This window comes from Bradyrhizobium sp. Rc3b, assembly GCF_900114915.1.
Classification (GTDB): domain Bacteria; phylum Pseudomonadota; class Alphaproteobacteria; order Rhizobiales; family Xanthobacteraceae; genus Bradyrhizobium.
In genome coordinates this window covers 140573-166317 of record NZ_FOUS01000009.1, presented here as the reverse complement: position 1 = coordinate 166317, position 25745 = coordinate 140573, and the positions used below count along the sequence as shown (strand labels likewise).

24 protein-coding genes and 1 riboswitch are annotated in these 25745 nt (G+C 64.1%); of the genes, 12 read left to right on the top strand and 12 right to left on the bottom strand.

Translation table 11 applies throughout. The annotated features are described in order from the left end of the window. The first annotated feature begins 214 nt into the window (after positions 1-214). On the top strand, positions 215-1918 hold the full coding sequence (locus BM190_RS22130; protein ID WP_092259006.1) for an amidohydrolase: 1704 nt from the start codon (positions 215-217) through the stop codon (positions 1916-1918). Positions 1919-2060: 142 nt separating this feature from the next. Here the strand turns inward: BM190_RS22130 and BM190_RS22125 are convergent, their stop codons facing one another. After that, positions 2061-3260, bottom strand: a complete 1200-nt coding sequence (locus BM190_RS22125) for a TrmJ/YjtD family RNA methyltransferase (RefSeq protein ID WP_092259003.1) — start codon at positions 3258-3260, stop codon at positions 2061-2063. 349 nt (positions 3261-3609) lie between these two features. Between BM190_RS22125 and BM190_RS22120 the strand changes: the two genes are divergently transcribed. Both BM190_RS22120 and BM190_RS22115 read left to right on the top strand, forming a co-directional pair. Further along, complete coding sequence (locus BM190_RS22120) at positions 3610-4824, top strand: NADP-dependent isocitrate dehydrogenase (RefSeq protein ID WP_018316614.1); 1215 nt, start codon at positions 3610-3612, stop codon at positions 4822-4824. Between the two features lie 96 nt (positions 4825-4920). Continuing rightward, a complete protein-coding gene (locus tag BM190_RS22115) occupies positions 4921-5421 on the top strand; it encodes a DUF3455 domain-containing protein (protein WP_092259000.1) in 501 nt (166 codons plus the stop codon). A 4-nt stretch (positions 5422-5425) separates the two neighbouring features. On the opposite strand, the gene BM190_RS22110 is transcribed toward BM190_RS22115, so the two are convergent. Together BM190_RS22110 and alaS are read right to left on the bottom strand one after the other, a co-directional pair. Beyond that, positions 5426-6652 (bottom strand): cyclic nucleotide-gated ion channel, encoded by a 1227-nt coding sequence (locus BM190_RS22110; protein ID WP_092258997.1) that lies wholly within the window; start codon positions 6650-6652, stop codon positions 5426-5428. A 6-nt stretch (positions 6653-6658) separates the two neighbouring features. Then, positions 6659-9340: an alanine--tRNA ligase gene (alaS, locus tag BM190_RS22105; RefSeq protein WP_026201699.1), complete on the bottom strand. Its 2682-nt coding sequence runs from the start codon at positions 9338-9340 to the stop codon at positions 6659-6661. Positions 9341-9573: 233 nt separating this feature from the next. Then, positions 9574-9664, top strand: a riboswitch (glycine riboswitch). 144 nt (positions 9665-9808) lie between these two features. Between alaS and gcvT the strand changes: the two genes are divergently transcribed. The 3 genes from gcvT to gcvP are packed head-to-tail and all read left to right on the top strand — an operon-like array spanning position 9809 to position 14221. Beyond that, positions 9809-10957 carry a glycine cleavage system aminomethyltransferase GcvT gene (gene gcvT / locus BM190_RS22100; protein WP_092258994.1) on the top strand — a complete coding sequence of 383 codons (1149 nt, stop codon included), beginning with the start codon at positions 9809-9811 and terminating at the stop codon, positions 10955-10957. A gap of 10 nt (positions 10958-10967) precedes the next feature. Then, positions 10968-11336 (top strand): glycine cleavage system protein GcvH, encoded by a 369-nt coding sequence (gcvH, locus tag BM190_RS22095; RefSeq protein ID WP_018316619.1) that lies wholly within the window; start codon positions 10968-10970, stop codon positions 11334-11336. A gap of 17 nt (positions 11337-11353) precedes the next feature. Further along, the gene (gene gcvP, locus BM190_RS22090; RefSeq protein ID WP_092259320.1) at positions 11354-14221 is read left to right on the top strand and encodes an aminomethyl-transferring glycine dehydrogenase; all 2868 of its coding nucleotides are present in this window, start codon (positions 11354-11356) and stop codon (positions 14219-14221) included. A 136-nt stretch (positions 14222-14357) separates the two neighbouring features. Here gcvP and BM190_RS22085 read toward each other — a convergent pair whose 3' ends face one another. The 4 genes from BM190_RS22085 to recA all read right to left on the bottom strand — a co-directional run bounded on the left by BM190_RS22085 (position 14358) and on the right by recA (position 18579). Then, positions 14358-15332 (bottom strand): hypothetical protein, encoded by a 975-nt coding sequence (locus BM190_RS22085; protein WP_244550704.1) that lies wholly within the window; start codon positions 15330-15332, stop codon positions 14358-14360. A gap of 56 nt (positions 15333-15388) precedes the next feature. Beyond that, entirely contained in the window at positions 15389-16387 is a 999-nt protein-coding gene (locus BM190_RS22080) for a hypothetical protein (RefSeq protein ID WP_092258991.1), read from the bottom strand. Between the two features lie 9 nt (positions 16388-16396). After that, positions 16397-17383: a hypothetical protein gene (locus BM190_RS22075; protein ID WP_092258988.1), complete on the bottom strand. Its 987-nt coding sequence runs from the start codon at positions 17381-17383 to the stop codon at positions 16397-16399. 107 nt (positions 17384-17490) lie between these two features. Beyond that, complete coding sequence (gene recA, locus BM190_RS22070; protein WP_018316624.1) at positions 17491-18579, bottom strand: recombinase RecA; 1089 nt, start codon at positions 18577-18579, stop codon at positions 17491-17493. 300 nt (positions 18580-18879) lie between these two features. Here recA and BM190_RS22065 point away from each other — a divergent pair, with 300 nt between their 5' ends. After that, complete coding sequence (locus BM190_RS22065) at positions 18880-19080, top strand: hypothetical protein (RefSeq protein ID WP_092258985.1); 201 nt, start codon at positions 18880-18882, stop codon at positions 19078-19080. 155 nt (positions 19081-19235) lie between these two features. Then, on the top strand, positions 19236-19403 hold the full coding sequence (locus BM190_RS22060) for a hypothetical protein (RefSeq protein WP_018316626.1): 168 nt from the start codon (positions 19236-19238) through the stop codon (positions 19401-19403). A 655-nt stretch (positions 19404-20058) separates the two neighbouring features. Here the strand turns inward: BM190_RS22060 and BM190_RS22055 are convergent. Then, positions 20059-20316 carry a DUF2798 domain-containing protein gene (locus BM190_RS22055; protein WP_026201701.1) on the bottom strand — a complete coding sequence of 86 codons (258 nt, stop codon included), beginning with the start codon at positions 20314-20316 and terminating at the stop codon, positions 20059-20061. A 357-nt stretch (positions 20317-20673) separates the two neighbouring features. Between BM190_RS22055 and BM190_RS22050 the strand changes: the two genes are divergently transcribed. Both BM190_RS22050 and BM190_RS22045 read left to right on the top strand, forming a co-directional pair. After that, positions 20674-20871, top strand: a complete 198-nt coding sequence (locus BM190_RS22050; RefSeq protein WP_092258982.1) for a hypothetical protein — start codon at positions 20674-20676, stop codon at positions 20869-20871. Positions 20872-21023: 152 nt separating this feature from the next. Then, complete coding sequence (locus tag BM190_RS22045; protein WP_018316629.1) at positions 21024-21257, top strand: DUF6894 family protein; 234 nt, start codon at positions 21024-21026, stop codon at positions 21255-21257. A gap of 9 nt (positions 21258-21266) precedes the next feature. Here BM190_RS22045 and BM190_RS22040 read toward each other — a convergent pair whose 3' ends face one another. Continuing rightward, a complete protein-coding gene (locus tag BM190_RS22040) occupies positions 21267-21521 on the bottom strand; it encodes a hypothetical protein (RefSeq protein WP_018316630.1) in 255 nt (84 codons plus the stop codon). A 145-nt stretch (positions 21522-21666) separates the two neighbouring features. Next, on the bottom strand, positions 21667-21963 hold the full coding sequence (locus tag BM190_RS22035; RefSeq protein WP_018316631.1) for a hypothetical protein: 297 nt from the start codon (positions 21961-21963) through the stop codon (positions 21667-21669). A 376-nt stretch (positions 21964-22339) separates the two neighbouring features. On the opposite strand from BM190_RS22035, the gene BM190_RS22025 reads away from it, so the two are divergent. Next, on the top strand, positions 22340-22804 hold the full coding sequence (locus BM190_RS22025; RefSeq protein ID WP_091965474.1) for a PaaI family thioesterase: 465 nt from the start codon (positions 22340-22342) through the stop codon (positions 22802-22804). 133 nt (positions 22805-22937) lie between these two features. On the opposite strand, the gene BM190_RS22020 is transcribed toward BM190_RS22025, so the two are convergent. Then, positions 22938-23231 carry an HdeA family protein gene (locus BM190_RS22020; RefSeq protein WP_026201704.1) on the bottom strand — a complete coding sequence of 98 codons (294 nt, stop codon included), beginning with the start codon at positions 23229-23231 and terminating at the stop codon, positions 22938-22940. 182 nt (positions 23232-23413) lie between these two features. On the opposite strand from BM190_RS22020, the gene BM190_RS22015 reads away from it, so the two are divergent. After that, on the top strand, positions 23414-23656 hold the full coding sequence (locus BM190_RS22015; RefSeq protein WP_177237215.1) for a PilZ domain-containing protein: 243 nt from the start codon (positions 23414-23416) through the stop codon (positions 23654-23656). 44 nt (positions 23657-23700) lie between these two features. Here the strand turns inward: BM190_RS22015 and BM190_RS22010 are convergent, their stop codons facing one another. Next, positions 23701-25737, bottom strand: coding sequence for a pyrroloquinoline quinone-dependent dehydrogenase (locus tag BM190_RS22010; RefSeq protein ID WP_244550703.1), 2037 nt, complete (start codon positions 25735-25737; stop codon positions 23701-23703). Positions 25738-25745: the final 8 nt, after the last annotated feature.

Genomic DNA, 25745 nt, shown 5'->3' with positions numbered 1-25745 from the left:
TGGGCGCAGCGCCGTGCCCACGTGTCTGCCGCGCCGTTGTTGATCGACGTCGTGGGCACGCTTCGCTTTGCCGACCCTACGAGACTAACACAGAGCGCGATCCACTTTGCCAGCATGTGGACGCTGGCAAGCCTCAGAAGCGTTGAACCGATGTTCGATCGACGATACCCTTGAAAATCTTCGTCCAGCAAAGACAAGATTCAAGGGGGACGTCATGGTTCGCAAGTTGACGGCATCTGCAATCGTTGCCACGAGCATGTGGATCGCCGGCATCGTAAGTGTCGCGGCGCAGCAACCGGAGTTCAGCGCACCTGACCTGGTCCTCATTAATGGCAAGGTTCTGACGCTGGATGAGCGATCGACGATGACGGAAGCAGTGGCCGTTGCAGACGGAAAGATTCTCGCAACCGGAACCAGTGCTTCGATAAAGGCGCTCGCCGGCGCCCGGACCCGCGTGCTCGATGTGGCTGGCAAGACCGTCATCCCCGGATTGATCGATACACACGCTCACTTCAAGGCCGCTGGTCTTGGCGACTATGTCGTCATCATGGGCCGAGCCAAGACGGTCGCCGAAGCGCTCGAGGCCATCAAGGCATTCGCTGCGAAGAAGAAGCCGGGCGAGTGGATTGTAGGTGGCGCGTGGCATCCGCCTTCACAATTGGCCGAGAAGCGATATCTGACCAGGCAGGAGATTGATAGCGTTGCTCCAGACAATCCGGTCTATCTTCGCACCGTCGGGCATTTCTCGATGGCGAACAGCATGGCTCTACAGCGGGTCGGAATCGACAAGACCACCGCGGATCCGAACGGGGGAAAGTTTGAGCGCGACGCGGCCGGTGAATTGACCGGCGTGCTGGTGGAGACGGCGATCGATCGGGTCGAGAAGGCCGTACCGCCCTGGACAGAAGACGATGAGATGAGGCAATTCACGATTGCCGAAAGTGTGCTGAACAGCTTCGGTATCACGAGCGTGGTCGAAGGCGCGACAGAGGCACGCGATATCCGCATGCTGCAGAAGCATGTCGCATCCGGGAAAGCCACATTGCGCACCGGCGTGATGTTTCGACCGGAGCCCCCGGCCGATCTGACCGCGTGGGAAGCGATCATGGCAGGCAATGGGGCCTCTTCAGGCTTTGGCGACGATTGGCTGAAGTTCGCGGGAATCAAGATCTTCTACGACGGCGGCATGACGCTGAAGACGGCGCTCATGCGCGAGGTGTATCCCGATTCACACGACAACTATCATGGCGTTGCGCAGCAGACACCTGAGCGATTGAAACAACTCGTCTCCATCTGCCACCGATATGACTGGCGGGTCGGTGTCCACGTGGTGGGTGACCTTGGTATTGACCAGGTGCTCGATGCGTTCGAGGCAGTGGATAAGGAGAAATCGATCCGAGACCGTCGCTTCGTCCTCATTCACGCCAGCCTGATCCGGCCAGAACAGATGGAGCGGGCGCAGAAGCTGGGAGCCCGTGTCGATTTCCAGAACGCTTTCATGTGGGATAAGGCAGCGACCGTCGAACGATTTCTCGGGAAAGCGACCGCTGACCGCGCCGTACCGACCAGGACGTTAATCGAAAAAATGGGGCTCAATAGTCTCGGCGCCGGGACGGACTTTCCCGTCAACCCGATCAACCCCTTCCTCAACATGTACATCATGGTGACCAGGAAGGACCCCAACGGAAACGTCTACGGCGCGGCAGAAGCCATTACGCGCGAGCAGGCCCTGCGGCTCTACAGCAGCGCGGCGTCGCGCTACACGTTCGATGAAGCACGTAAAGGGACCATTGAGCCCGGAAAGCTTGCGGACATCGTGGTGCTCTCCGCGGATTACACGGCCGTGCCGGAGGACCAGATCAAGGACATCAAGGCGGACATGACGCTCGTGGGCGGCAAGGTCGTGTTTCAGCGCTGACGTCATCCGCTGCCGACCAGCAGGAAGTGCCGTAGGGTGGGCAAAGGCGCGTAGCGCCGTGCCCACCTTCTCTTGATGATCAGCGAGAGATGGTGGGCACGCTTCGCTTTGCCCACCCTACGAGAGCCATGCCTTACGGCACCTACATCGCTTGCTCGATCATCCCCTGCAGCCGCGCCAGCTCGGCCTCGAGATCCCGCTCCACATCCGCGGCGCGAATCTCCAGCACCCGATAGTCCCGCGCCTCGAGCCAGGCCCGCCGCGATGCGCGATCCGCTGCGATCGCTTCCCCCTCGCCCGGATTGACCAGCTCGATCGCGATCCGATGCGGGAAGGAGACGAAGTCCGGGATGTGGCGGCCGACCGGGGTCTGGCGCTTGAACTGGCCGGCGAAGCGACGGTCGCGGGTCAAAGCCTGCCAGAGCAGACGCTCGGCATCGGTCGGGTTGCGGCGAAGCAGGCGGGCGAGGCCGCGCACGGTCGAGCCGCTGTCGGGCACGCCGCCGCCCTGCCCGTGCTCGGCCAAGAGCGCGCGCAGGCGCGTCGCCTGCTCGCCGTCGAGCACGCCGCCCTTGGCCGGGCCCTTGCGTCCCTCGGCGATCGCCATGATCACCCCGTGCAGGGTGTGCATGTCCTGCTTGGTCGGCTCCATCCGACTGAAGATGTTGCGCAGGTTCACCAGCATGGTGTCGCGCTTCTCGGCCGGGCGCAAAAATTCCACCTTGTCGAGCTCGCGGATGAGGTTGTCGAAGAAGGCATGCATCTGGTGCTGCGAGGCGCGCTCGGAGCGCTCCGGCATGGCGTGCGGCAGCTCGCCCGAGGTCATCAGCTTGAACCATTCATAGCCGACCAGCAGCACGGCCTGGGCGAGGTTGAGCGAGGCGAAGCCCGGGTTGACCGGGAAGGTGATGATGCGGTTGGAGAGCCCGACCTCCTCGTTGGTCAGGCCCCAGCGCTCGCGGCCGAACAGGATACCGGCCTTGCCGCCGGTCGCGACGTGACCTGCGATCTCGCTGGCGGCTGCCTCCGGCCCGACCACGGGCTTGGCCTGGTCGTGCGGGCGCGCCGTGGTGGCGAACAGCAGGTCGAGGTCGGCGACGGCGTCTTCGACCGTGGCGAACAATTCGACCTTTTCCAGAATGTGGTCGGCGCCGGCGGCGGCGCGCTGGGCGGCGATGTTGGGCCAGCCGTCCCTGGGGTTGACGATGCGCAAGGCGCCGAGCGCAAAATTGCCCATGGCGCGCGCGGCCATGCCGATGTTTTCCCCGAGCTGCGGCTCGACCAGGATCACGATGGGACCGTCGAGGGACAAACCCGCCTTGCTCTTGTCAGTCCCCGACATCTCGTTTCGCTTTCACTCTTCGGCTCAAGGCCTTGCCAGGGCACTCTCAGGAATTGATTCAAGCCAGCCTTTCCCAAGTCGTCCCTGGGCCGGCCGGCGCTGTCCGCCTCGTTTGCCTGTCCTGACGAAATTCTCAAGGGAAATAACGGGTTGGAATCGACTTTTGAATCTCCACTGGATCCTCGGATCCGGCCCTGCGGCAGGGCGGCCCTGCCCCCACGTCTGGGGAAGCTGGATGAGCTAAAAGTGCATAATCCCTTGGCTTTCGCCCGCCGCGTCTGGGTGCTAAGAGGCGGCGGATATTCCCGTGGCGCGCCAAAAGCGCCGTTCCCAAGAGGCTTCCCCGATCATGGCAAAAATCAAGGTATCCAATCCCGTCGTCGAGCTCGATGGCGACGAGATGACCCGGATCATCTGGCAGTACATCAAGGACAAGCTGATCAACCCGTTCCTGGATGTCGAGCTGATGTATTTCGACCTGGGCATGGAGTACCGCGACCACACCAACGATCAGGTCACCATCGACGCCGCCGAAGCCATCAAGAAGGTCGGCGTCGGCGTCAAGTGCGCCACCATCACCCCGGATGAAGCCCGGGTGAAGGAGTTCAACCTCAAGCAGATGTGGAAGTCGCCGAACGGCACCATCCGCAACATCCTCGGCGGCTGCATCTTCCGCGAGCCGATCATCTGCAAGAACGTGCCGCGCCTGGTTCCCGGCTGGAGCAAGCCGATCATCATCGGCCGCCACGCCTATGGCGACCAGTACCGCGCCACAGACATCAAGTTCCCGGGCAAGGGCACCCTGTCGATGAAGTTCGTCGGCGAGGACGGCACCGTGATCGAGAAGGAAGTGTTCAAGGCGCCCGGCGCAGGCGTCGCCATGGAGATGTACAATCTCGACGACTCCATCATCGACTTCGCCCGCGCCTCGTTCAACTACGGCCTGCTGCGCAACTATCCGGTCTACCTCTCGACCAAGAACACGATTCTCAAGGTCTATGACGGCCGCTTCAAGGACATCTTCCAGGACATCTTCGACCGCGAGTTCAAGAAGGAGTTCGACGCCAAGGGCCTGACCTACGAGCACCGCCTGATCGACGACATGGTGGCCTCGGCGCTGAAATGGTCCGGCGGCTATGTCTGGGCCTGTAAGAACTACGACGGCGACGTGCAGTCCGACACGGTCGCGCAGGGCTACGGCTCGCTCGGCCTGATGACCTCGGTGCTGCTCACCCCCGACGGCAAGACCGTGGAGGCCGAAGCCGCCCACGGCACGGTGACCCGCCACTACCGCGAGCACCAGAAGGGCAAGGAGACCTCGACCAACTCGATCGCGTCGATCTTCGCCTGGACCCGTGGCCTCGCCCACCGTGCCAAGCTCGATAACAATGCCGAGCTCGCCAAGTTCGCCAACACGCTGGAGAAGGTCTGCGTCGACACCGTCGAGGCCGGCTACATGACCAAGGACCTCGCGCTCCTGGTCGGCGCCGACCAGCGCTGGCTCTCGACCACCGGCTTCCTCGACAAGGTCGCGGAGAACCTCACGAAAGAGTTGGCGGCCTGAGCCGACCGCAATTTCGCCCGACTGGGCCAGACATCATCACGGGCCGCGCAACAGCGCGGCCCGTTTCTTTTTGAGACCTTGCGCGGAGATGCCACCATGTTCATCAAGCTTGCCGGCCCCACCATGCTGCTCGCGGCCCTGATCGGACCGGCCGGGGCTGCCGAGCCGCTCCCCGACGCCATCGCCGCGCCGGGCGAGAGCGTCGTGCTTAGCGTCCACGCCGAGGGCGCGCAGGTCTATGAGTGCAAGGCCGGCACCGACAGCAAGCTCGCATGGAGCTTCCGCGAACCGGTCGCGACGCTTCTCTCGGACGGCAAGACGATCGGCCGCCACTATGCCGGCCCGAACTGGGAGCTCGCCGACGGCAGCGCGGTGACCGCCAAGGCCGCGGGCAACGCACCGGGCGCAACGGCCGCCGATATCCCCTGGCTGAAGCTGGAAGTGACCGCCCGCCGCGGCAGCGGCACCCTGACGCCGGTCGCCACCGTCCAGCGCATCAACACCCATGGCGGCAAGCTCGACGGCGCGTGCGACAAGGCCGGCGAGTTCAGGAGCGCACCCTACTCGGCCGAGTATGTCTTCCTGAAGAAGGGCTGACCGCTCAGCGGTCGGTCCCGTCTTTCTCCGCCTGCGCCAATTCCGCGAGCGCGAGATCGCCGCTGTCGGCAAGCCGTGCCTTGGCGGTGGTGTGGACGTGGTCGGCGAGCGTCGGCATCCGTTCGATCAAGGCGTGAAAATCCTGGGCGTCGAGCACCAAAAGGCGCGTCTTGCGCGTCGCCGTCACCGTGCCGCTGCGCTTTGTTTTATGCAGCAGCGCGATCTCGCCGAAGAAGGTGCCGTCCGTGAGGTGCACATGCTGGCTCGGCAGCGTGATCTCGACCTCGCCCGCGGTGATGAAATACATCGACGAGGCCACATCGCCACGGCGGACCAATATCTCGCCCTGCTCGATGGTGCGCGCGCGCAACAGCCGCATGATGTCGGCGATCTCCGCGGCAGACAGATGCGAGAACAGCGGCACCCGCGCCAGCATGCCCCAGGTGACGACGAAATCGCGCCGCTTCACCTCTTCGGCGAAGGCGGTGGAGATGATCGCGACCGGCAGCGCGATCATGGCGAAGCCTGAGATGATGGCGAAGGTGGAGACCAGCTTGCCGAGCGGCGTCACCGGCACGACGTCGCCATAGCCGACGGTGCCGAGCGTCACGATCGCCCACCACATCGCCTGCGGGATGGTGCCGAGCTTGTCCGGCTGCACGTCGCGCTCGATGGCGTAGAGCAGCGAGGCGAAAGTCAGGACCGCACCGATCAGGATGACGATGCAGCCGATCAGCGCGCGACGCTCGGCATGCACGGCGGCGAGCAGCGAGCGCATCGCCGGCGAATAGCGGATCAGCTTGAAGAACGGCAGCACCCCGAGCGCCGCCAGCGTCGCGTGCCGGCCGGTGGCGAGCACGATTGCCGCCGGCAGGAACGCCATGAGGTCGATGACGCCGAGCGCGGAGAAGGCATAGCCCAGCCGGTCGGACAGCGCGGAGCCCTTGCGCTGGGTGTGGCCCGCCACGGTCCACAGCCGCGCCAGATATTCCAGCGCGAACACGATCACGGACAGGACGGTGATGGCCGAGAACACCGTGCCGAACTGGGCGTCCAGCTCCGGCACCGAGGCGAGGATCATCGCGGCCACATTGAGCACGATGACGCCGATGATGATCTGGATGAAGCGCGATCCGGCTGAATAAGCCAGCGGATCGTGCTCCAGCAATTCGTAGAGGCGATCCCTCAAATTGGGATCGCGAAGTCCACGCCCTCGCAGACCGGGGCGCATGGCCGTTTACGCGCCTGCCATTGCTTTTTCGATCGCCGCCAGCGCCTCGGTCGCCTTGGCCCCGTCAGGGCCGCCGGCCTGCGCCATGTCGGGCCGGCCACCGCCGCCCTTGCCGCCGAGCGCCTCGGAGGCAACGCGCACGAGGTTGACCGCGTTGAAGCGCGCGGTGAGATCCGCGGTGACGCCGACCACGATGCCGGCCTTGCCGTCCTCGGTGACGCCGACGATGGCGACCACGCCGGAGCCGATCTGCTTCTTGCCGTCGTCGGCGAGGCTTTTGAGATCCTTCATCTCGATGCCCTCGACCGCGCGCGCCATCAGCTTGACGTTGCCGATTTCGCGCACGCCTGAAGCTGCGCCATTGCTGCCGGCCGAAGCGCCGCCGCCCATCGCCAGCTTCTTGCGGGCGTCGGAGAGCTCGCGCTCGAGCTTCTTGCGCTCCTCCATCAGCGCGGTGATGCGCGCCGGGACGTCGTCGAGCGAGGTGCGCAGCTCGTTCGCCGCGGTCTTGGCCAGCGCCATGGTCTCGTTGGCGTGCCTGCGCGCATAATTGCCGGTCAGCGCCTCGATGCGGCGCACGCCCGAAGCAACCGCGCTCTCGCCGGTGAGCGTGATCAGGCCGATGTCGCCGGTGCGCTTGACATGGGTGCCGCCGCAGAGCTCGACCGACCAGCCGAGCGCGTTGGCGCCGCGCTCACGCGCGGTCCGGCCCATCGAGACGACGCGGACTTCATCACCGTATTTCTCGCCGAACAGCGCGCGCGCCCCGGCCTCGCGGGCCTCGTCGACGCCCATCACACGCGTGGTGACCTCGTCATTCTCCAGCACCACGTCGTTGGCGATGTCCTCGACGCGGGCCAGCTCCTCTGCCGTGATCGGCTTCGGATGCACGAAGTCGAAGCGCAGGCGATCCGGCGCGACCATCGAGCCGCGCTGGGCGATGTGGTCGCCGAGCACCTGGCGCAGCGCCTCGTGGATGAGATGCGTCGCCGAATGATGCGCCCGAATCGAGGAGCGCCTGGAATGATCGACCTCGAGCTGCAGCGCGGTGCCGAGCTTCAGCTCGCCGCTCTCCACGTTGCCGACATGCACGAAGAAATCGCCGAGCTTCTTCTGCGTGTCGGTGACGCGAAACTTGATGCCGCCCTCGCCCGTGAGCACGCCGGTGTCGCCGACCTGGCCGCCTGATTCCGCGTAGAACGGCGTCTGGTTCAGCACGATCGCACCGGTGTCGCCGGCCTTCAGGCTGGCGACCTCTGCACCGTCCTTCACCAGCGCCGACACCACGCCTTCGGCGCTCTCGGTCTCGTAGCCGAGGAATTCGGTGGCGCCGAGCTTTTCGCGCAGCGGGAACCAGATCGCCTCGGACGCAGCTTCCCCGGACCCCTTCCAGGACTCGCGCGCCTTGGCCTTCTGGCGCTCCATTGCGTCGGTGAACGCAGCTTGATCCACGCCGATGCCGCGCGACTTCAGCGCGTCCTGCGTCAGGTCGAGCGGGAAGCCGTAGGTGTCGTACAGCGTGAAGGCGACGTCGCCGTCGAACATGTCGCCCTTTTTCAAGGACGCGCTCTTCTCGTCGAGGATGGCAAGGCCACGCGAAAGCGTCTTGCGGAAGCGGGTCTCTTCCAGCCGCAGCGTTTCCTCGATCAGGTTCTCCGCGCGCATCAGGTCGGGATAGGCCTGGCCCATCTCGCGCACCAGCGCCCAGACCAGGCGGTGCATCAGCGGCTCCTTGGCACCGAGCAGCTGCGCATGGCGCATCGCGCGGCGCATGATCCGGCGCAGCACATAGCCGCGGCCCTCGTTCGAGGGCAGCACGCCGTCCGCGACCAGGAAGGCCGAGGAACGCAAATGGTCGGCGATGACGCGGAACGAGGCGACGGTCTGCTCATTCGGCCCGCTGCCGAGCGCGGACGATGTCGCATCGATCAAATGACGGAACAGGTCGGTCTCGAACACGCTGTCGACCCCCTGCATGATGCAGGCCATGCGCTCGAGGCCCATGCCGGTGTCGATCGAGGGACGCGGCAGATCCACGCGCTCCTCCTTCGTCACCTGCTCATATTGCATGAACACGAGATTCCAGAATTCGAGGAAGCGGTCGCCGTCCTCCTCCGGGGAGCCCGGAGGGCCGCCCCAGATGTGATCGCCACGGTCGATGAAGATCTCCGAGCACGGGCCGCACGGACCGGTGTCCCCCATTGCCCAGAAATTGTCGGAGGTCGGAATGCGGATGATGCGGTCGTCGGAGAAGCCGGCGATCTTCTTCCAGAGCCCGTGCGCCTCGTCGTCGGTGTGGTAGACGGTGACGAGCAGCTTGTCCTTGTTGAGCCCGAAATCCTTGGTGATCAGCTTCCAGGCGAGCTCGATCGCGCGCTCCTTGAAGTAGTCGCCGAACGAGAAGTTGCCGAGCATCTCGAAGAAGGTGAGATGGCGCGCGGTGTAGCCGACATTGTCGAGGTCGTTGTGCTTGCCGCCGGCGCGCACGCATTTCTGCGACGTGGTGGCGCGCTGATAGGGCCGCTTCTCGACGCCGGTGAAGACGTTCTTGAACTGCACCATGCCGGCATTGGTGAACATCAACGTCGGATCGTTGCGCGGCACCAATGGCGAGGACGACACGATCTCGTGGCCGTTCTCGGCAAAGAAGTTCAAAAAGGTCGACCTGATCTCGTTGACGCCGCTCATGTTCATCCAATCGGGTGTGCTTGGACCCGCTATAGGCCATCCAAACCTGACATTTAGGCTGATATCTGCGGGCCACAGCGCTTTTAGACAAGGCCAGCTTCGCTGTCCAGAAACTGTGCAAGGAGATCAGAGGGTTGCCGCAGCCGCTCAATCCCCGCTGCAATCCCGTTGATAGGGCAAGCGGACGCGTTGACAGGCTTGGCCCCGCTGTGGTCTGTACCCATCTGTATCGTACGGCCACGTCGGGAGAGACCGGCTTTAGGCAGCCGGCGCCGAAGGAGCAACCGCCCCGGAAACTCTCAGGCAAAAGGACCGCGTGGCTTTGACAGCATCTGGAAAGAGGCGCCGACGGGTTTAGACCCGGATGGCTCCCGCCGACGGGATAATACTCTCAGGCACAGCGACAGATGGGGCTTCGACTGGTGTCCTCAGGGAATCGTCCCGGGGGAACCGCCGAGGGCCCCTGTGATGCTAGCGCGCGACGACCAAGATTCCCTGAAACGTACGCCCCTTCATGGGCTTCATGTCTCCCTCGGCGGCAAGATGGTGCCGTTCGCGGGCTATGACATGCCCGTGCAATACCCTGCGGGCGTGCTGAAAGAGCACCTCCATACCCGGGCCTCCGCCGGCCTGTTCGACGTCTCCCATATGGGCCAGATCGCGCTCCGGCCGAAATCCGGCAGGGTCGAGGACGCCGCCCGCGCGCTGGAACGGCTGGTGCCGCAGGATATCGTGGCGATCGCGGCGGGACGGCAGCGCTACGCCCAGTTCACCAATGAAGACGGCGGGATTCTCGACGACCTGATGGTCGCCAATTTCGGCGATCACCTCTTCCTGGTCGTCAACGCCGCCTGCAAGGACGCTGATGAGGCGCATCTGCGCGCGAATCTCTCTGAAGATTGCGTCATCGATTCCCTCGCAGATCGTGCGCTGATCGCGCTGCAGGGGCCGAAGGCCGAGGCGGCGCTGGCGAAATTGTGTGCAGAGGCGCCCGCCATGAAGTTCATGGATTCCGGCCCGCGCAAGGTGGCCGGCCTCGACTGCTTCGTCTCGCGCTCCGGCTACACCGGCGAGGACGGTTTTGAAATTTCGGTTCCCGCGGCCGATGCGGAACGTCTCGCCAAAACGCTGCTCGAAAATCCCGACGTGCTGCCGATCGGCCTAGGCGCCCGCGACAGCCTGCGGCTGGAAGCCGGGCTCTGCCTCTACGGCCACGACATCGACACCATGACCACGCCGGTCGAGGCCGCGCTGGAATGGTCGGTGCAGAAGAGCCGCCGCAGCGGCGGCGTGCGCGCCGGCGGTTTTCCCGGTGCCGAAAAAATCCTCGCCCATTTCGACAACGGCGCGGCCCGCCGCCGCGTCGGCCTGCTCGCCCAGGGACGCGCGCCGGTGCGCGAGGGCGCGCTGCTGTTTGCGAATGACGCGGGCGGCGAGCCGATCGGACAAGTCACATCGGGCGGTTTCGGCCCAAGCCTGAATGCGCCGGTCGCGATGGGCTACGTGCCCACGAGCCAAAGCGCGCTCGGCACACAACTCTTCGCCGAGGTGCGCGGCCAGCGTCTGCCGGTCGCTGTCGCGGCCATGCCCTTCGTCAAGAACACCTACAAACGCTGAGGATTCGAGAATGACCACGACGCTGTACACCTCCGACCATGAATGGCTCGCCATCGAGGGCGACGTCGCCACCGTCGGCATCACCGACTACGCCCAGCAGCAGCTCGGTGACGTCGTGTTCGTCGAATTGCCCAAGGTCGGCCGCACGCTGAAGAAGGCGGAAGCCGCCGCCGTGGTCGAATCCGTCAAGGCGGCCTCCGACGTGTACGCGCCCGTGACAGGCGAAGTGCTCGAGACCAACGCCGAGCTCGCGGCCGAGCCGGCGCTGGTGAACTCGGACGCGCAAGGCAAGGCGTGGTTCTTCAAGATCAAGATGGCCGACAGAAGCGAACTCGGCGGCCTCATGGATGAAGCCGCCTACAAGGCGCACACGGCTTAAGGACGATGGAGCAAGCGATGACCGCGCACCGCAAGACCAACGGCGACACCGCCGCCAGTTTCGTTCGCCGCCACATCGGCCCGTCGGCGCGCGATGTCACCGCCATGCTCGAAACCGTCAGCGCCAAGAGTGTGGACGCGCTGATGGCGGAGACGCTGCCGGCCTCGATCCGGCAGGCCGCCCCGCTCGACCTCGGCAAGCCGCTCAGCGAGACCGAGGCGATCGCGCATATGGGCGAGCTCGCACGGCAGAACCAGGTCTTCACCTCGCTGATCGGCCAAGGCTATTCCGGCACGATCCTGCCCGCGGTGATCCAGCGCAACATCCTGGAAAATCCGGCCTGGTACACGGCCTACACGCCCTACCAGCCCGAGATCAGCCAGGGCCGGCTGGAAGCACTGCTCAACTTCCAGACCATGATCTGCGACCTCACCGGGCTCGACGTCGCCAACGCCTCGCTGCTCGATGAAGCCACCGCGGCCGCCGAAGCCATGGCGCTCGCCGAGCGTCACTCGCAGGTGAAAGCGCAAGCGTTCTTCGTCGACAAGGACGTGCATCCGCAAACGCTGGCCGTGATGCGCACCCGCGCCGAGCCGCTCGGATGGGCTCTCGTCGTCGGCGATCCCCTCACCGATCTCGACCAGGCCGACGTGCTCGGCGCGCTGCTGCAATATCCGGGTTCTTCCGGCGCGGTGCGCGACCTCCGGCCTGCAATCGCCACGCTGAAGGCCAAGGGCGCACTCGCGATTGTCGCCGCCGACCTTTTGGCGCTGACGCTGCTCGCCTCGCCGGGCGAGTTAGGGGCCGACATCGCGATCGGCTCGGCCCAGCGCTTTGGCGTGCCGATGGGCTATGGCGGACCGCACGCGGCCTACATGGCAGTGCGCGATGCGCTGAAGCGTTCGCTGCCCGGCCGCATCGTCGGCCTCTCCGTGGATTCGCGCGGGGCACCGGCCTACCGCCTCGCGCTGCAGACCCGCGAGCAGCACATCCGCCGCGAGAAGGCGACATCCAACATCTGCACCGCGCAGGTGCTGCTGGCCGTGATCGCCTCGATGTATGCGGTCTATCACGGGCCCGAAGGGCTGACGCAGATCGCCCGCAATGTGCATCGCCGCGCCGCCGTGCTCGCGAGCGGCCTGCGCAAGCTCGGCTTTGCGCCGCAGTCTGACAGCTTCTTCGACACCCTGAGCGTCGATGCCGGCGCCAAGCGCGCCGAGATCGTCGCGCGCGCGGCGGCCGAGAAGATCAATCTCGGCGTCGGCGACACCAGCTTGCGCATCGCGCTCGACGAGACCACAACGCCGGCAACGGTGGAAGCGGTCTGGCGCGCGTTCGGCGGCACGCTGTCGTACGCCGAGATCGACGCCACCACGCGCGAGGCGCTGTCGGAAGCGCTGAAGCGCGGCACTCCGTTCCTGACGCATCCGGTGTTCCACGCCCATCGCTCGGAAACCGAGATGCTGCGCTACATGCGCAAGCTCAGCGATCGCGACCTCGCGCTCGATCGCGCCATGATCCCGCTGGGATCCTGCACCATGAAGCTGAACGCGACCACCGAGATGATGCCCCTGACCTGGCCGGAGTTCGGCTCGCTGCATCCATTCGTGCCGCGAGAGCAGGCGGCAGGCTATCACGCGCTGTTCGCGCGGCTGGAAAAGTGGCTGTGCGACATCACCGGCTATGACGCGATCTCGCTGCAGCCGAATTCCGGCGCGCAGGGCGAATATGCCGGACTTCTTGCCATCCGCGGCTATCACGCCGCGCGCGGCGAGAGCCATCGCAAGATCTGCCTGATTCCCTCCTCCGCCCACGGCACCAACCCGGCCTCGGCCGCGATGGTCGGCATGGACGTGGTGGTGGTCGCCTGTGAGACAAACGGCGACGTCGACGTCAATGATCTCCGCGCCAAGGCCGAGAAGCATTCCAATGATCTCGCTGCGGTCATGATCACCTATCCCTCGACGCACGGCGTGTTCGAGGAGCACATCCGCGAGATCTGCGACATCGTGCATGGCCATGGCGGCCAGGTGTATCTCGACGGCGCCAACCTCAACGCGCAGGTCGGCCTTAGCAGGCCCGGCGATTACGGCGCCGATGTCAGCCATCTCAATCTGCACAAGACCTTCTGCATCCCGCACGGTGGCGGCGGCCCCGGCATGGGCCCGATCGGGGTCAAGGCGCACCTCGCCCCGTTCCTGCCCGGTCATCCGGCAACGCAGGCGGATGCCCCGGTCGGCCCGGTCTCGGCGGCGCCGTTCGGCTCGGCCTCGATCCTCACCATCTCCTACATCTACATCCTGATGATGGGCGGCGAAGGCCTGAAGCGCGCGACCGAGATCGCGATCCTCAACGCCAATTACATCGCAGCGCGCCTCGATCCGCACTTCCCGGTGCTCTACAAGAACGCCAAGGGCCGCGTCGCGCATGAGTGCATCGTCGATCCCCGTCCGCTGAAGACGACGTCCGGCGTCACCGTCGACGACATCGCAAAACGCCTGATCGACTACGGCTTCCATGCCCCGACCATGAGCTTCCCGGTGCCGGGCACGCTGATGATCGAGCCGACCGAGTCGGAATCCAAGGCCGAGCTGGACCGCTTCTGCGACGCCATGATCGCGATCCGGAAAGAAATCGCCGAGGTCGAGGCCGGCCGCTTCAAGATCGAGGCCTCGCCGCTGCGCCACGCCCCGCACACCGTGCACGACATCGCGGACGACGATTGGAAGCGCGCCTACACCCGCGCCGAAGGCTGCTTCCCCGCGGGCACCTCTCGCACCGACAAATATTGGAGCCCCGTCGGCCGTGTCGACAACGTTTACGGCGACCGCAACCTCGTATGCTCCTGCCCGCCCGTGAGCGATTACGCGCAAGCTGCGGAGTAAGCCACGACGGAGGTCTCGTCGGCGGAGCTCTCGTAGGGTGGGCAAAGCGTCAGCGTGCCCACCACCTCTTGCTTGTTGAAAATGGTGGGCACGGCGCTTGCGCGCCTTTTTCCACCCTACGGCACCGGATGCGCCGCTATGGCGCAATCAACAACCGGCTTTCACGATCCCAGCGCCAGAGCCGTTCGTTGGTGAGTTCGGTCCCGCCCCACCAGCGATAAATCCGGTTGTGGCGCCACATATCATCCTCGCGCGCAAAAATTGAACGCCCGAGTTCAGTGAGCGTGACCTTCCACTCGCTCCTGCCGAAATAGCGATCCTCATTGTCGAATGCCGGATCGCCCAGCAGGATCGGCGGGGCCGGGTGCGCCCCCAGTTCGAGCAAGGCATCAAACGCGTCGTTTTCGTCAAACACATTGCGAAGCCACCTCGCTCCCTCGACGATCCTCGGGTCGGTGTGCCCATCGTTCACAAACTCCAGAATATCCATTTCGCTGGCACCCAGGCCCGTCACACTGTCCGGAAGCTCTTCGAGCAACGCGATGAGCGCCGGCCGAAGTCTCGGCAGGGCCGTCAGATCCGTCATCAGAAGATCGAAGCAGGGCTTTGGCGTTTCAGCCCGATAGGCTTGCCAGGCGCGGCGTGCCAAGGCCAAATGGTTTTCGGTCACCTTGAAGGCCGGCAGCTTCCATTTTGCGACAGATTCCGGAGCATAGTCCGCAACATGATCATCTGTGTGCACCAGACTGAGCTTCGTCGTAATCTCCTTGTAGGGGCGAAGCAGGTCCAGCAGCCAGATCAGCACAAGCTGATCGTTTGGTCGAGGGTCGACCCAGATTTCAATTGAGTCGAACTTCGCACACAGCTCGAAGAAACCGATATCACGCGTTCCGAACCCCTCCAGCGAGCCGCGACAAGCCTCATCGAGCCAATGATCGCCAGGATTGCCGTGCTTCGCCGATCGGCGCTCCAGCCCAAGCAATAGTTGTTCCTCGGGAGGCAATTTCCTCCACACGAAGCGTAGATTGAATCCAACCACGTCATTCGCGAGGCGCGACTGGGCAAGCACGTCTTCGTCAAGGTGGTTCGTGGATAAGATCAAATGAGACACGGTCGCCTCTTAAAAAATTGATTCGCGTACAGGAACGCTGAGAGCCATGCGCGCCCTTAGTCAGGTGCGATCAACGCGCGGTGCTCGGCGTCCCATCGCCAAAGCCGTTCGCTGGTGAGAAGTGTGCCACCCCACCAGCGGCGAAACGGATTATGGCGCCGAAAGTCCTCTTCTCCCGTCAGCACCGCCATCCCGAAATCGGTGAGCGACATTAGGGACTGCTTGTATTGCGCGAAACGGCGAGCATCGTCATGCATGTCGAGCGTGAATGGCCCCTCCTCCAGCCCGGCTACGGCCGGCACTGGACATCGCGCGAGTCCATCGAGCAGCGCGCCGACCTCCCAGTAATCGTACACGCGCCGGTCGTTGGGTTTCTGATGTCCCGGGAAGACGTGAAAGGGCTGCACTTCGCCCGGCGCGATGAGTTGCAGCATCCGTGTCTCCGTGGTCCCGAGGCCGCTGGTCACGTTTGGAAGCTCTTCGAGCAGGTCAACAACGCAATGCTCGAGCTGCGGAAGCGGACTCAAGTCCGCTTCAAGCAGGTTGAACCAGGCCTGCAGCGTGGGTCCGCAATAAGCGCACCATGCGCGACCGGCCAGTTCAAGGTGATCTTCCGCAAGTTTTCCTATTGGCGGATTCAGCTTCACAAGTTGCTCCGGCGCGACATCACCCACGGCAAAGTCCAGGTGACGTATCGAGAGCTTGGAAACTGCCGCTTTCTCGGTGCTGCAATGATCGAGCAACCAAAGCAGAATTAACTGTGCATTTGGCTCTGATCCCATCCACAGTTCGGCCGTGTCGCATTCGGACAACAGGTCGACCAGTCCGCGCCCCCTCACCCCAGCCCCTTCCAGACGCCAGGCCGGGGTGTGGTCCAGCCAGTGCAGGCCGAGCGCTTGGGTCGTTCGCGGGGAGAAGAATGCCCGGTGTTCCGCATCAGACGGCAGCGGCCCCAAGACAAGCCGGCGCTCGATCGCAAGGACGAGATCGCCAAGGCCGGCGCCTTGTATCGCGCCGGCGGCGGACGAATCGGTCGTCACGATGAGCCGCGTCATGCGGGATCCTCAGGGTTTCGTCAGGACTGCGCCGTAGCGCCATAGCTTATCATTGGTCAGATGCGTGCCGCCCCACCAGCGGTCGATCGGATTGTATCGGCTGAAATCCTCCTGATGGGCCAGGACAGCCTTCCCGAACTCGGTCAACGACAATCGGCTGCGGAGATAGACCTCATGCCGAGCCCTTAGATTGCCGTGGTCGATTGTACGCAGTTCATCGCCCAAACCGGCTACGGCGGGCCTGGGGCCAAGCGCGAGCCCCTCCAACAGCGAACCCAAATCAAATTCGCTGAACACGTACGTGCGCCGCTGCGAGCGCAGATGAAACAGGGCGTTCGTATTTGCAAATCCTCTGGAAAGCAGCTCCAGGAATCGCATCTCGGTCGCACCAAGACCCGTCGAGGATGACGGTAGCTCTGCCAACAGCTCTTGCAATGCCGGTCGCAACATCAACAAGGCGCTCAGATCGCTCCAAAGTAGGTTGGCGCAGGCCTCGGGCGTCGGCGTGCGATAGGCCTGCCAGGCCATTCTGGCAGTGTTAAGTTCACGGGCCTGAACATCCACCATAGGAATATGCGACGCGGACGCTTCGGAAACTCGGTCTCTCAGATCGAAGAGATCGGATGCAAGCAGACGCAACCTGAGTTTTTTCAGCAGCTCAGGGTATGAGGCAAGATAGTCGAGCAGCCAGATCAGCTGCAGTTGATCGTCTGGGCTCGGATCGAACCAAAGTTCGATCTCGTCATAGCGCTCGCAAAAATCGGCAAAGGGTAGCTTCCTGAGTTCCTTGAACTTGGAGGGCCATTTTGTACCCCAATCCGACCAATGATCGCCCGGCCTGAGCGTCCCTGACTGCGCCCCGAAATAGGCTGCGAAATAGTCGGACGAAGGCAACGGCCCCCACGTGAAGCGAAAAAAGAACAGAACGACGATCTCGGCCAGCTTCGATTTGGCGAGATCGGCGCCGGCCGCACTGGTCAGGATCAGACGCTTCATCACACCACCATCCGATCACGACAACGCAAAACGAAACGGGCGCTGACGACGTCGGCAACTCAACGTCTTCAGCGCCCGCTCCTCGCGAAAAGCTTTCGCGGTTCGTCTTACTCGTCTGCCGGCTCCTCGCCGTCGGCGTCGCTCTCGGGCGTACCGGCCAGAATCTGCTCGGAGATCAGACCGGAGTTCTGGCGGATCGAGGTCTCGATCTTGGCGGTGATGTCGGGGTTGGCCTTCAGGAAGGCTTTCGAGTTCTCGCGACCCTGGCCGAGACGCTGGCTGTCATAGGAGAACCAGGCGCCGGATTTCTCGACGATGCCGGCCTTGACGCCGAGATCGAGGATCTCGCCCATCTTGGAGACGCCCTCGCCGTACATGATATCGAACTCGACCTGCTTGAAGGGCGGTGCCAGCTTGTTCTTGACCACCTTGACGCGCGTGGTGTTGCCGACCACTTCGTCGCGCTCCTTGATCGCGCCGATGCGGCGGATGTCGAGCCGGACGGAGGCATAGAACTTCAGCGCGTTGCCGCCGGTGGTGGTCTCGGGCGAGCCGTACATCACACCGATCTTCATGCGGATCTGGTTGATGAAGATCACCATGGTGTTGGACTTGTTGATCGAGGCCGTCAGCTTGCGCAGCGCCTGGCTCATCAGGCGCGCCTGCAGACCCGGAAGCGCATCACCCATCTCGCCTTCGAGCTCGGCCTTCGGCACCAGCGCGGCGACCGAATCAACCACCAGCACGTCCACCGCACCCGAGCGCACCAGCGTGTCGCAGATTTCCAGCGCCTGCTCGCCGGTGTCGGGCTGCGAGATCAGAAGCTCGTCGATGTTGACGCCGAGCTTGCGGGCATAGACCGGATCGAGCGCATGCTCGGCGTCGATGAAGGCGCAGATGCCGCCCTTCTTCTGCGCTTCCGCCACCGTGTGCAGCGCCAGCGTGGTCTTGCCCGACGATTCCGGCCCGTAGATCTCGACGATGCGTCCCTTGGGCAGACCGCCGATGCCGAGCGCGATATCGAGCCCGAGCGAGCCTGACGACACCGCCTCGATGTCCATCGACCGGTCGTTCTTGCCGAGCTTCATCACCGAGCCCTTGCCGAACTGGCGCTCGATCTGAGAGAGCGCGGCGGCCAGAGCTTTACTCTTGTCCATGGAAGATCCTTCGACGATACGCAGGGCAGTGGCGGACATTGGGTCGTGCTCCTTATGGCGAGGATTCGCGTGAGGGACAAACGATTGGCGAGGCGGCTCGTCGATAAAAGTAGCGTACCCCATTTGTTCTAGGTTCGCAATATGTTCTTTTGCGGATTTGGGGGTTGTCCGTGAGCATCCCCCCAGTCCCCCTCCTCATTCGCGTTGTGCACACAACTGGACAGACGCCGGTCCCGTTAATGGTCCTCAATGGGCCATCACCGCACGAACCGCGGCCACTATCGGTGATGAGAACGCCCGATTGCGCTCCCGCCTCCCTCGCACGGAAAGGAGCGCGCCATGCTCAAGCGGCGACGTTTCAAGCAGCAGCTGACGCTTCAAGACCGACTCTCCGCATGGGTGAAGCAGGTCGAGGAGCAGGCCTCCAGCCTTCCGCCCGGGCCCGAGCGGGACGCCCTGCTCAAGAAGGCCCGCCAGGCCGACGTCGCCAATCATCTGCACGATTGGGTCATATCCCCCGGGCTGCAATCGCCGAAATAACAGGGCTGCCGCAACGTCATTGCCCGGCCGAAGCTGACGCGCATCAAAGACGCATGGCCCGGCCGCCGTCAGAATTCCGTAATCCTGCGGCACCGAACCTTTTCGCGGTCTTGGGCCTTCTCCAGGATGGGACCGCAACTTTGGGGATCTCAGTCATGACGGACAACACGAACCGCGACACGATCAGGCGCAATCCCCTGCTGGAGGCGGCGCAGGAGGAGCTGATGAAGTTCGAGCGCGCGGAAAACGAGTTCCGCAAGAAGGACCGCCAAGAGCGCGCCGCCGAGCTCCACCTTCCCCTGAACGAAATCAAGATCCACTAAACACGGCGCGGGGCCGGCGTCCGAAGCTGACAAGGGCGCGCCGGCGATGCTGCTGGCGGCGGCGGGAAGCAGTCGCAAGGTGTCGGCAGCGCAGCTCGAGTCGATTTGAGCGGCTCCACGGGGCGCATCGCGCGCAATGACGGCATCTAAACACTACTCATAAGTCGCTGAAAGAACAACCGAATTTCCATGCCGCCTACTGTGCATGGGGTTGGTTTCCAGTTTTTGAGAATGCGGCACGCCCCGTAACCCGTCATCCGGGGAAAGGCTGCCGCTCGCGCGCCTGTTTTAAAGCAGCGCCAGCAGCACGAGGCCGATCACCAGCACCACGAAGCCAGCCGCTGTCGCGGCGGCGAATGACCGCTCTACGTTATCCATGATGCCACCCCGTGGTCGGCGTGCCACGTTTCCCCCATGGCTGCGCCGAACGATGTGGAATCTTGCCGACCGGTGTGTCCGCAGTTGTGCGAACGGATGTCGAAATTGGGACCGGTGCGGGGCCAGTCTGCGGCCTCGACGCTCGGCCCGGAAATCCGCCGCCTGTCAGGCTGCCGTAAGCGCAGCCGGCTAGAATGATGTGGCTATGGTGTTGCAGCCCAGCACCTCAGCCTCCAATAACTTTTTGCCCCGTCTGGCTCTCCCAGGCGGGGCTTTTTCATCCGTGCCGGGCGGTTCGCGGATCTCTCTCCTCCTGGGTCAGGAGCAGCGAGAAAGTGCGGATCGCGGGCGCAGCCAGCAGAACGATCGGCAGCATCGCGGCCCAGGCGATCAGCCACGACACCATCCAGTGCCCGACGAAGCTCATCGCGCTGCCGGCGGGCAAGCTGGCGATCCCCGCCGCGATCAGCGAGGTCAGTCCGGACTGGATGATTCCGAAGACGAAATGACTGTAGCGGCGGGGAATGCCGAGCATGACCGGGCCCATGTTGTTTCTTGCCGTCGTTCAGACCAAGCAAGGCATATGCCGCCGCTTGCAGGGAAAACGGTAACCCCCCGGCGGGGCCCCCGCGGCCCGTCCGATCGGCGTACCGGCGCAGCCGGGTGCAGCCCAGGAACTTTGTTCATGGTCGGAGAACCACGGGTATGCGACAGCCTTACTGTCTCACGGCCCGGCGTCTTTCGAAAGCCGGCTCCGCTTGTTTCGGCGCACGCGCGCTTTCGAGATATCCCCGAACTATCCGGGGCTTACCGACAGAATTTGCTTGTCTCCGGAATATTGGGACGCCCAACATGTTTGCAGACATGGAGAGTGAATCGTGGGGAGGTCACCATGAATCTCAGGGGCATCGAATTCACTGTCGCCAAGACGGCGATTCCCGGAATCTGGCAATGGCAGTTCCGCATCGGCGAGCAGGTCAAGACCGGCAAGACCGAGACGAAAATCGATCTGTTGGCGATCCGGCGCGTGCAGCTGCGCATCGATCGGGAGCTGAAGCGATCGGCCGGACCGACTGAACCGGCCGGATGAAGGTCGGCTTTGGATGGCGCCTTCCGCGCCGCGGCTGGCGGCGGAACATCATCCGTAGCCGCCCGGAATTGATCTGACAATGGTTTGGGATTGGACTGCGCGCGCTCATGGCCCTGGGGGCAAGGCCATCACGCGCGCGATCGGTGCCAGCCATGCCATTGTATTTCTTTCGAATCCGGAATGGCCGTTATTCGGGCTGCGCGGACCAGGCGACGGAATTCGCCGATCGCGATTCGGCCTGGAAAGAGATGACCAATGTCTGCGCCGACATGACCGCCGGCATTGCCCGCAAGCTCCAGGAAAATTCCGAATGGCACATGGAGCTGCTGGACGAGGCCAAGGAGCCCGTGTTCCGGATCCGAATCGTTGCCGAAACCCTCGACTAGCAAGCAGCTTCAATCCGCGCTGGGCAGCCGCCGCATGGTGAATTCGATGTCGCCGCCGGGCAGCTCGCGCCAGGTCTCGACCGCGCTCATATAGCCGGCCTTGGGGTAGCGGGCGAAGAAGGCCTGCGCCCTTTCCCGTGCCGCCGCGCGCGGCAGCGTGAAGGTCTCGCGCAGATAGCCGTCGCCGACCGTTTGGCCCGGCTTGCCGGCGATCTTGCGCCGGCCCGCCATCCGCTCGGCGAGATCCCGCGGACGATCGGCCATGTCCTCCTCCTCTGCGCGCTACCCTCCAGCCAAATGTAGGGCGTGAGCCGGACGAAGAGGAGTCCCCTCCCGAAGGCGTTGTGCCGCCCCCGGATGGAGCTGCGGTCAGCTGGCGCCGCTCGTCAGTTGGCGGCGGTGCCGCTGGTCAGTTGGCGGCGGTGCCGCTCTTGGACTTCTTCGGCGCGCTGGTTGCAGCCGAGGCCTTCGGCGCCGCCGGCTGCTTCGGCGGATCGGAGCGCATGCCGCCCCAGGGATCGTTGGACGTCTTGGAATCCGGGATCTTCTTCAGCGTTTCCTTATAGGCCTTGTCACGCTCGGCTTCCGCGGCCTTTTCCTCGGGGGTCTTGCTCGGGGCGTCCTGCAGCAAATTCAGATTGGGCATTTGCGCATAGGCAGGTCCCGCCAGCACGGCCAGCACCGCGGCCAAACGGAAAAGCTTCATCGTCTACTCCTTGATCATCCATGGAGGCACGGTTCGCCCGCGCCTGGTCATCCTTGTCGCGGCCGGTCGCGACCGCCGAGGCCGTCCGGGGCCCCCTAGAGCCGATCCGATCTGCACGATTTCGGCGCATGCAGCCAGTCGTCCCAGATCGGACCGCATTTGGTGCACCCGCTCAGCGCGAGGCCGAGCGCGGCCATACAAAAGAGGAGGACACTCCGACGCAACATCATCCACCCATACCCCGAGCAAGCCATCATATCGGGCCAAGTCAGGCATTTTCAAGCCGACGGGACCGGCCCCAGACCGGGTGACTTTGCCGCGCCGATGCGCGCACAATGGGCCGAAACATCCGGCAATACAGGAGAGCGCGCCAGCAATGCAAATGCAGCCAGACACCGAATTCGGCCTCTCCGACGCCAGACGCATCCTCGGCGAGATTATTGCGCCCTGGGTCCAGGATCTCAATCTCGCGGTCGAGCGCCTCGAGCACGTGCAGCCGGCGGATGCGCCGGACTGGCAACCGGGCGCACTCCTGCGCATGCCGTTTTCGGAGCGCTTGTGCCGGAACGGCGGCATGGTCTGCGGCCAGGCCCTGATGGCGCTCGCCGACACCGCGATGGTGATCGCGAACCTCGCGGCCAATCGCGGCTACCGCCCCATGACCACGGTCGACCAGACCACGCATTTCATGCGCGCGGTCTCCTCGTCGGACGTGCTGGCGGACGCGCGCGTGGTGCGGCTCGGGCGCACCATGAGCTTTGGCCGCGTCACGCTGCTCTCGGCGACCGACAACAAACCGATCGCGATGGTATCGAGCGCGTTCGCGATGCTGCCGGGCTGAGCGGCATCTCAAAAGAAGAGAGCCGCGTGGGCGCAAAGCGCACCGCGGCTCTCCATCACGATCGTGTCGAAGCAAAAGACCGAAGCGCGATTGCATCCTCGCTTCGGTCCGCACGCTTCATGACTTGCCGAGATTATTTTCCGAGCACTTCGTCGGCTGCGGTGACGATGCTGGCGGTCGGATTCTTTCCGCAATAGGCACCGAACTTCTTGGCGTTCTCGATGAACACGTCAGTGTCGATGATCGCGTTGTCCTCGTCGCCCTTGTACCAGCCGTCCATCCAGGTCAGCACGACCTGGATGTTGTCTTCGCCGCTCTCGAGGAACTGCTTGCAGCTCATGGTCGAAAGGTCCCACTTGACGGCGTGGGCAGGCATCGACGACAGCGAGAACGCGGCGGCGAGCAAAATCGAAAGCGTGGTCTTCATCAGTATCTCCATCGGCGCGTAGCGCCATAAAAGAAGAGCGTGTGGGGAAAGTCGGCGGAGAGATTCTCCGCGTCAACGTCGTAAACGAAGTCTGAAGCGCTGTGCAAGTAGCGCCAGTATTGAGTTTAGTTCAACGTAATTTCTATGCATTACTTCACAATCATCATGATGGACCAACGCGGATGATCGAGAAGCGTGCAGCGCAGCGGCACCGTGTTTTCAAGGGTGGAACGATCACCTTCGAAAGCAGCGGCATCCCCTGCACCGTGCGAAACATGTCGGCGGGCGGCGCGGCGATCGACCTCGACACCCCCGTCACATTGCCGCAATCGTTCACGCTATCGATCGCGCGCGACGATTTCGTGCGGAATTGTCGCACAGTTTGGCGCAGTGACAAGCGCGTCGGCCTCGCCTTCGTGCAATAGCGCGCGCGATGTGAACGAACGTTCGCATCGCATCCACAACACGATTATGATTGCGTGATACGACGACGGCGACGCCAGCGCAGGCTTGCGATCACGAGCGCGGCGATTGCGATTCCGATCGCCGCGGATGCTCCGAAAAATCGTCCACCGGGACGATCGATGGTGCGCGACCACAATGTCGGCGCCTCGCCCGGCCGCGCCAGGCGGAACGCGACCACGCTGTCGCCGATCGAGGTGCCGACTTCGGAGTGACCGCCGGCGCCGATCGCGACATATTGCTCGCCCTTCCACAGATAGGTCATGGGATTGGCGACGCCGGGCACCGGCAGCCGTCCCTGCCACAGCTCCTTGCCGCTTCGCGCATCGAAGGCGCGCAGATAAGCATCCATCGCGCCGGTGAAGACGAGGCCGCCTGCCGTGACCGCCACTCCGTTGACGAGAGGCGCACCCCAGGGCAGCGGCGCGCCAAGTGGTGCCAGGTCTTCGGTGGTCCCGACGGTCGAACGCCAGAGGATCTTGCCGGCCTTCAGATCGACCGCAACCATCTCGCCCCAGGGCGGCTTGTTGCAGAGCAGACCGAGCGGCGACATCGCCACCGCGCGCGACATCGCAAACGGCGCGCCGCGCTGCTGGCCGAAATCATGCCCCGGCGGCGGATTGAATCCGGCAGCCTCCGTGCGCGGGATCAGCCTGATGAGATGAACGGCGCGCCCGGTGTTGGCGTAGAGAATCTGCCGGACCGGATCGAAGGCCGCGCTGCCCCAGTTCACGCCGCCGCCGGTGAAGGGAAACTCCAGCGTGCCCCGCACGGAAGGCGGCGTGAACAGACCCTCGTTGCGCGCCTCCGTGAACAGGCGCTCGCAGGACGAGGGGCGCAGTTCCGGCAACGGCGAGAGCGCGTCGTCGGTCGAGATCGCCTGTGATGTCAGCGCCGGCACATGCGTCGGAAATGGCTGCGTCGGCGACAACGTTTCCCCTTCCGCGCCGCCCTGCGGCACCGCGCGTTCTTCCACCGGCCAGACCGGCTTGCCGCTGTCGCGGTCGAGCACGAAGACAAAACCTTGCTTGGTCGGCTGGATCACGACGTCGCGCTGGCCATCACCGGCATCGAGGCGCGCGAGCGTCGGCTGCGCCGCCAGATCGTAATCCCAGACGTCGTGATGCACGGTCTGGAATGCCCATGCGAGTTCACCGGTCTCGATGCGCAATGCGACCACCGAATTGGCATGCTCGTTGTTGCCCGGCCGCTTGCCGCCCCAGAAATCGGGCGACGGCGAGGACGTCGGCAGGAACACCAGGCCGCGCGCCGTGTCGACCGACATCGGCGCCCAGACATTGGCGTGCCCGGCTTCGATGCCGTCACGCTTGAGCGGCTCGAAGCTCCAGCGCGCCCGGCCGGTGCGCGCATCGAACGCGCGTATGACGCCGCTCGGCGCATCGACGCGTCGGTTGTCGGAGATCGAGGAGCCGACCACGACGACACCCCGGCCAACGGCGGGCGGCGAGGTGATCTGGAACTCGCCGGGCCATTCCAAGGCAATACCGATATCAAGCTTCACCTCGCCACCATTGCCGAAACCGGCACAGGGAATTCCCGTCTTCGCATCGAGCGCGATCAGGCGGACGTCGTTCGTGCCCATGAAGATGCGCGATCGACAGGCGGCATTCGCGGGCGCCTCATCGTCGGTCCAGTGGGTGACGCCGCGGCAGACGTAACGATTGGCGGGACGCTGATTGGTCGCGATCTTCGGATCGTAACGCCATTTCTGCGCGCCCGAGCCGGGATCGAGCGCAATCACCTCGTTGAAGGGCGAGCAGAAGATCAGGCTGTCCTCGACGAACAGCGGCGTTGCCTGGAATTTTGTTCGCCGCATCACCTGCGGCGGGCGCACCGCGAGATCGCCGGTGCGGAATTCGAAGGCCCGAACCAGATTGCCGACATTGTCGGGCGTGATCTGTTGCAGTGGCGAGAAGCGCGAGCCGCCGGCATCGCCGCCCCAACTCTCCCAGGCCGCGCTTGGCCGCACGACAATCAGCAGCAGCGCAACGAGCCCGATCGGAAATCGCAGGCCGGTCCGCAACGCTCGCC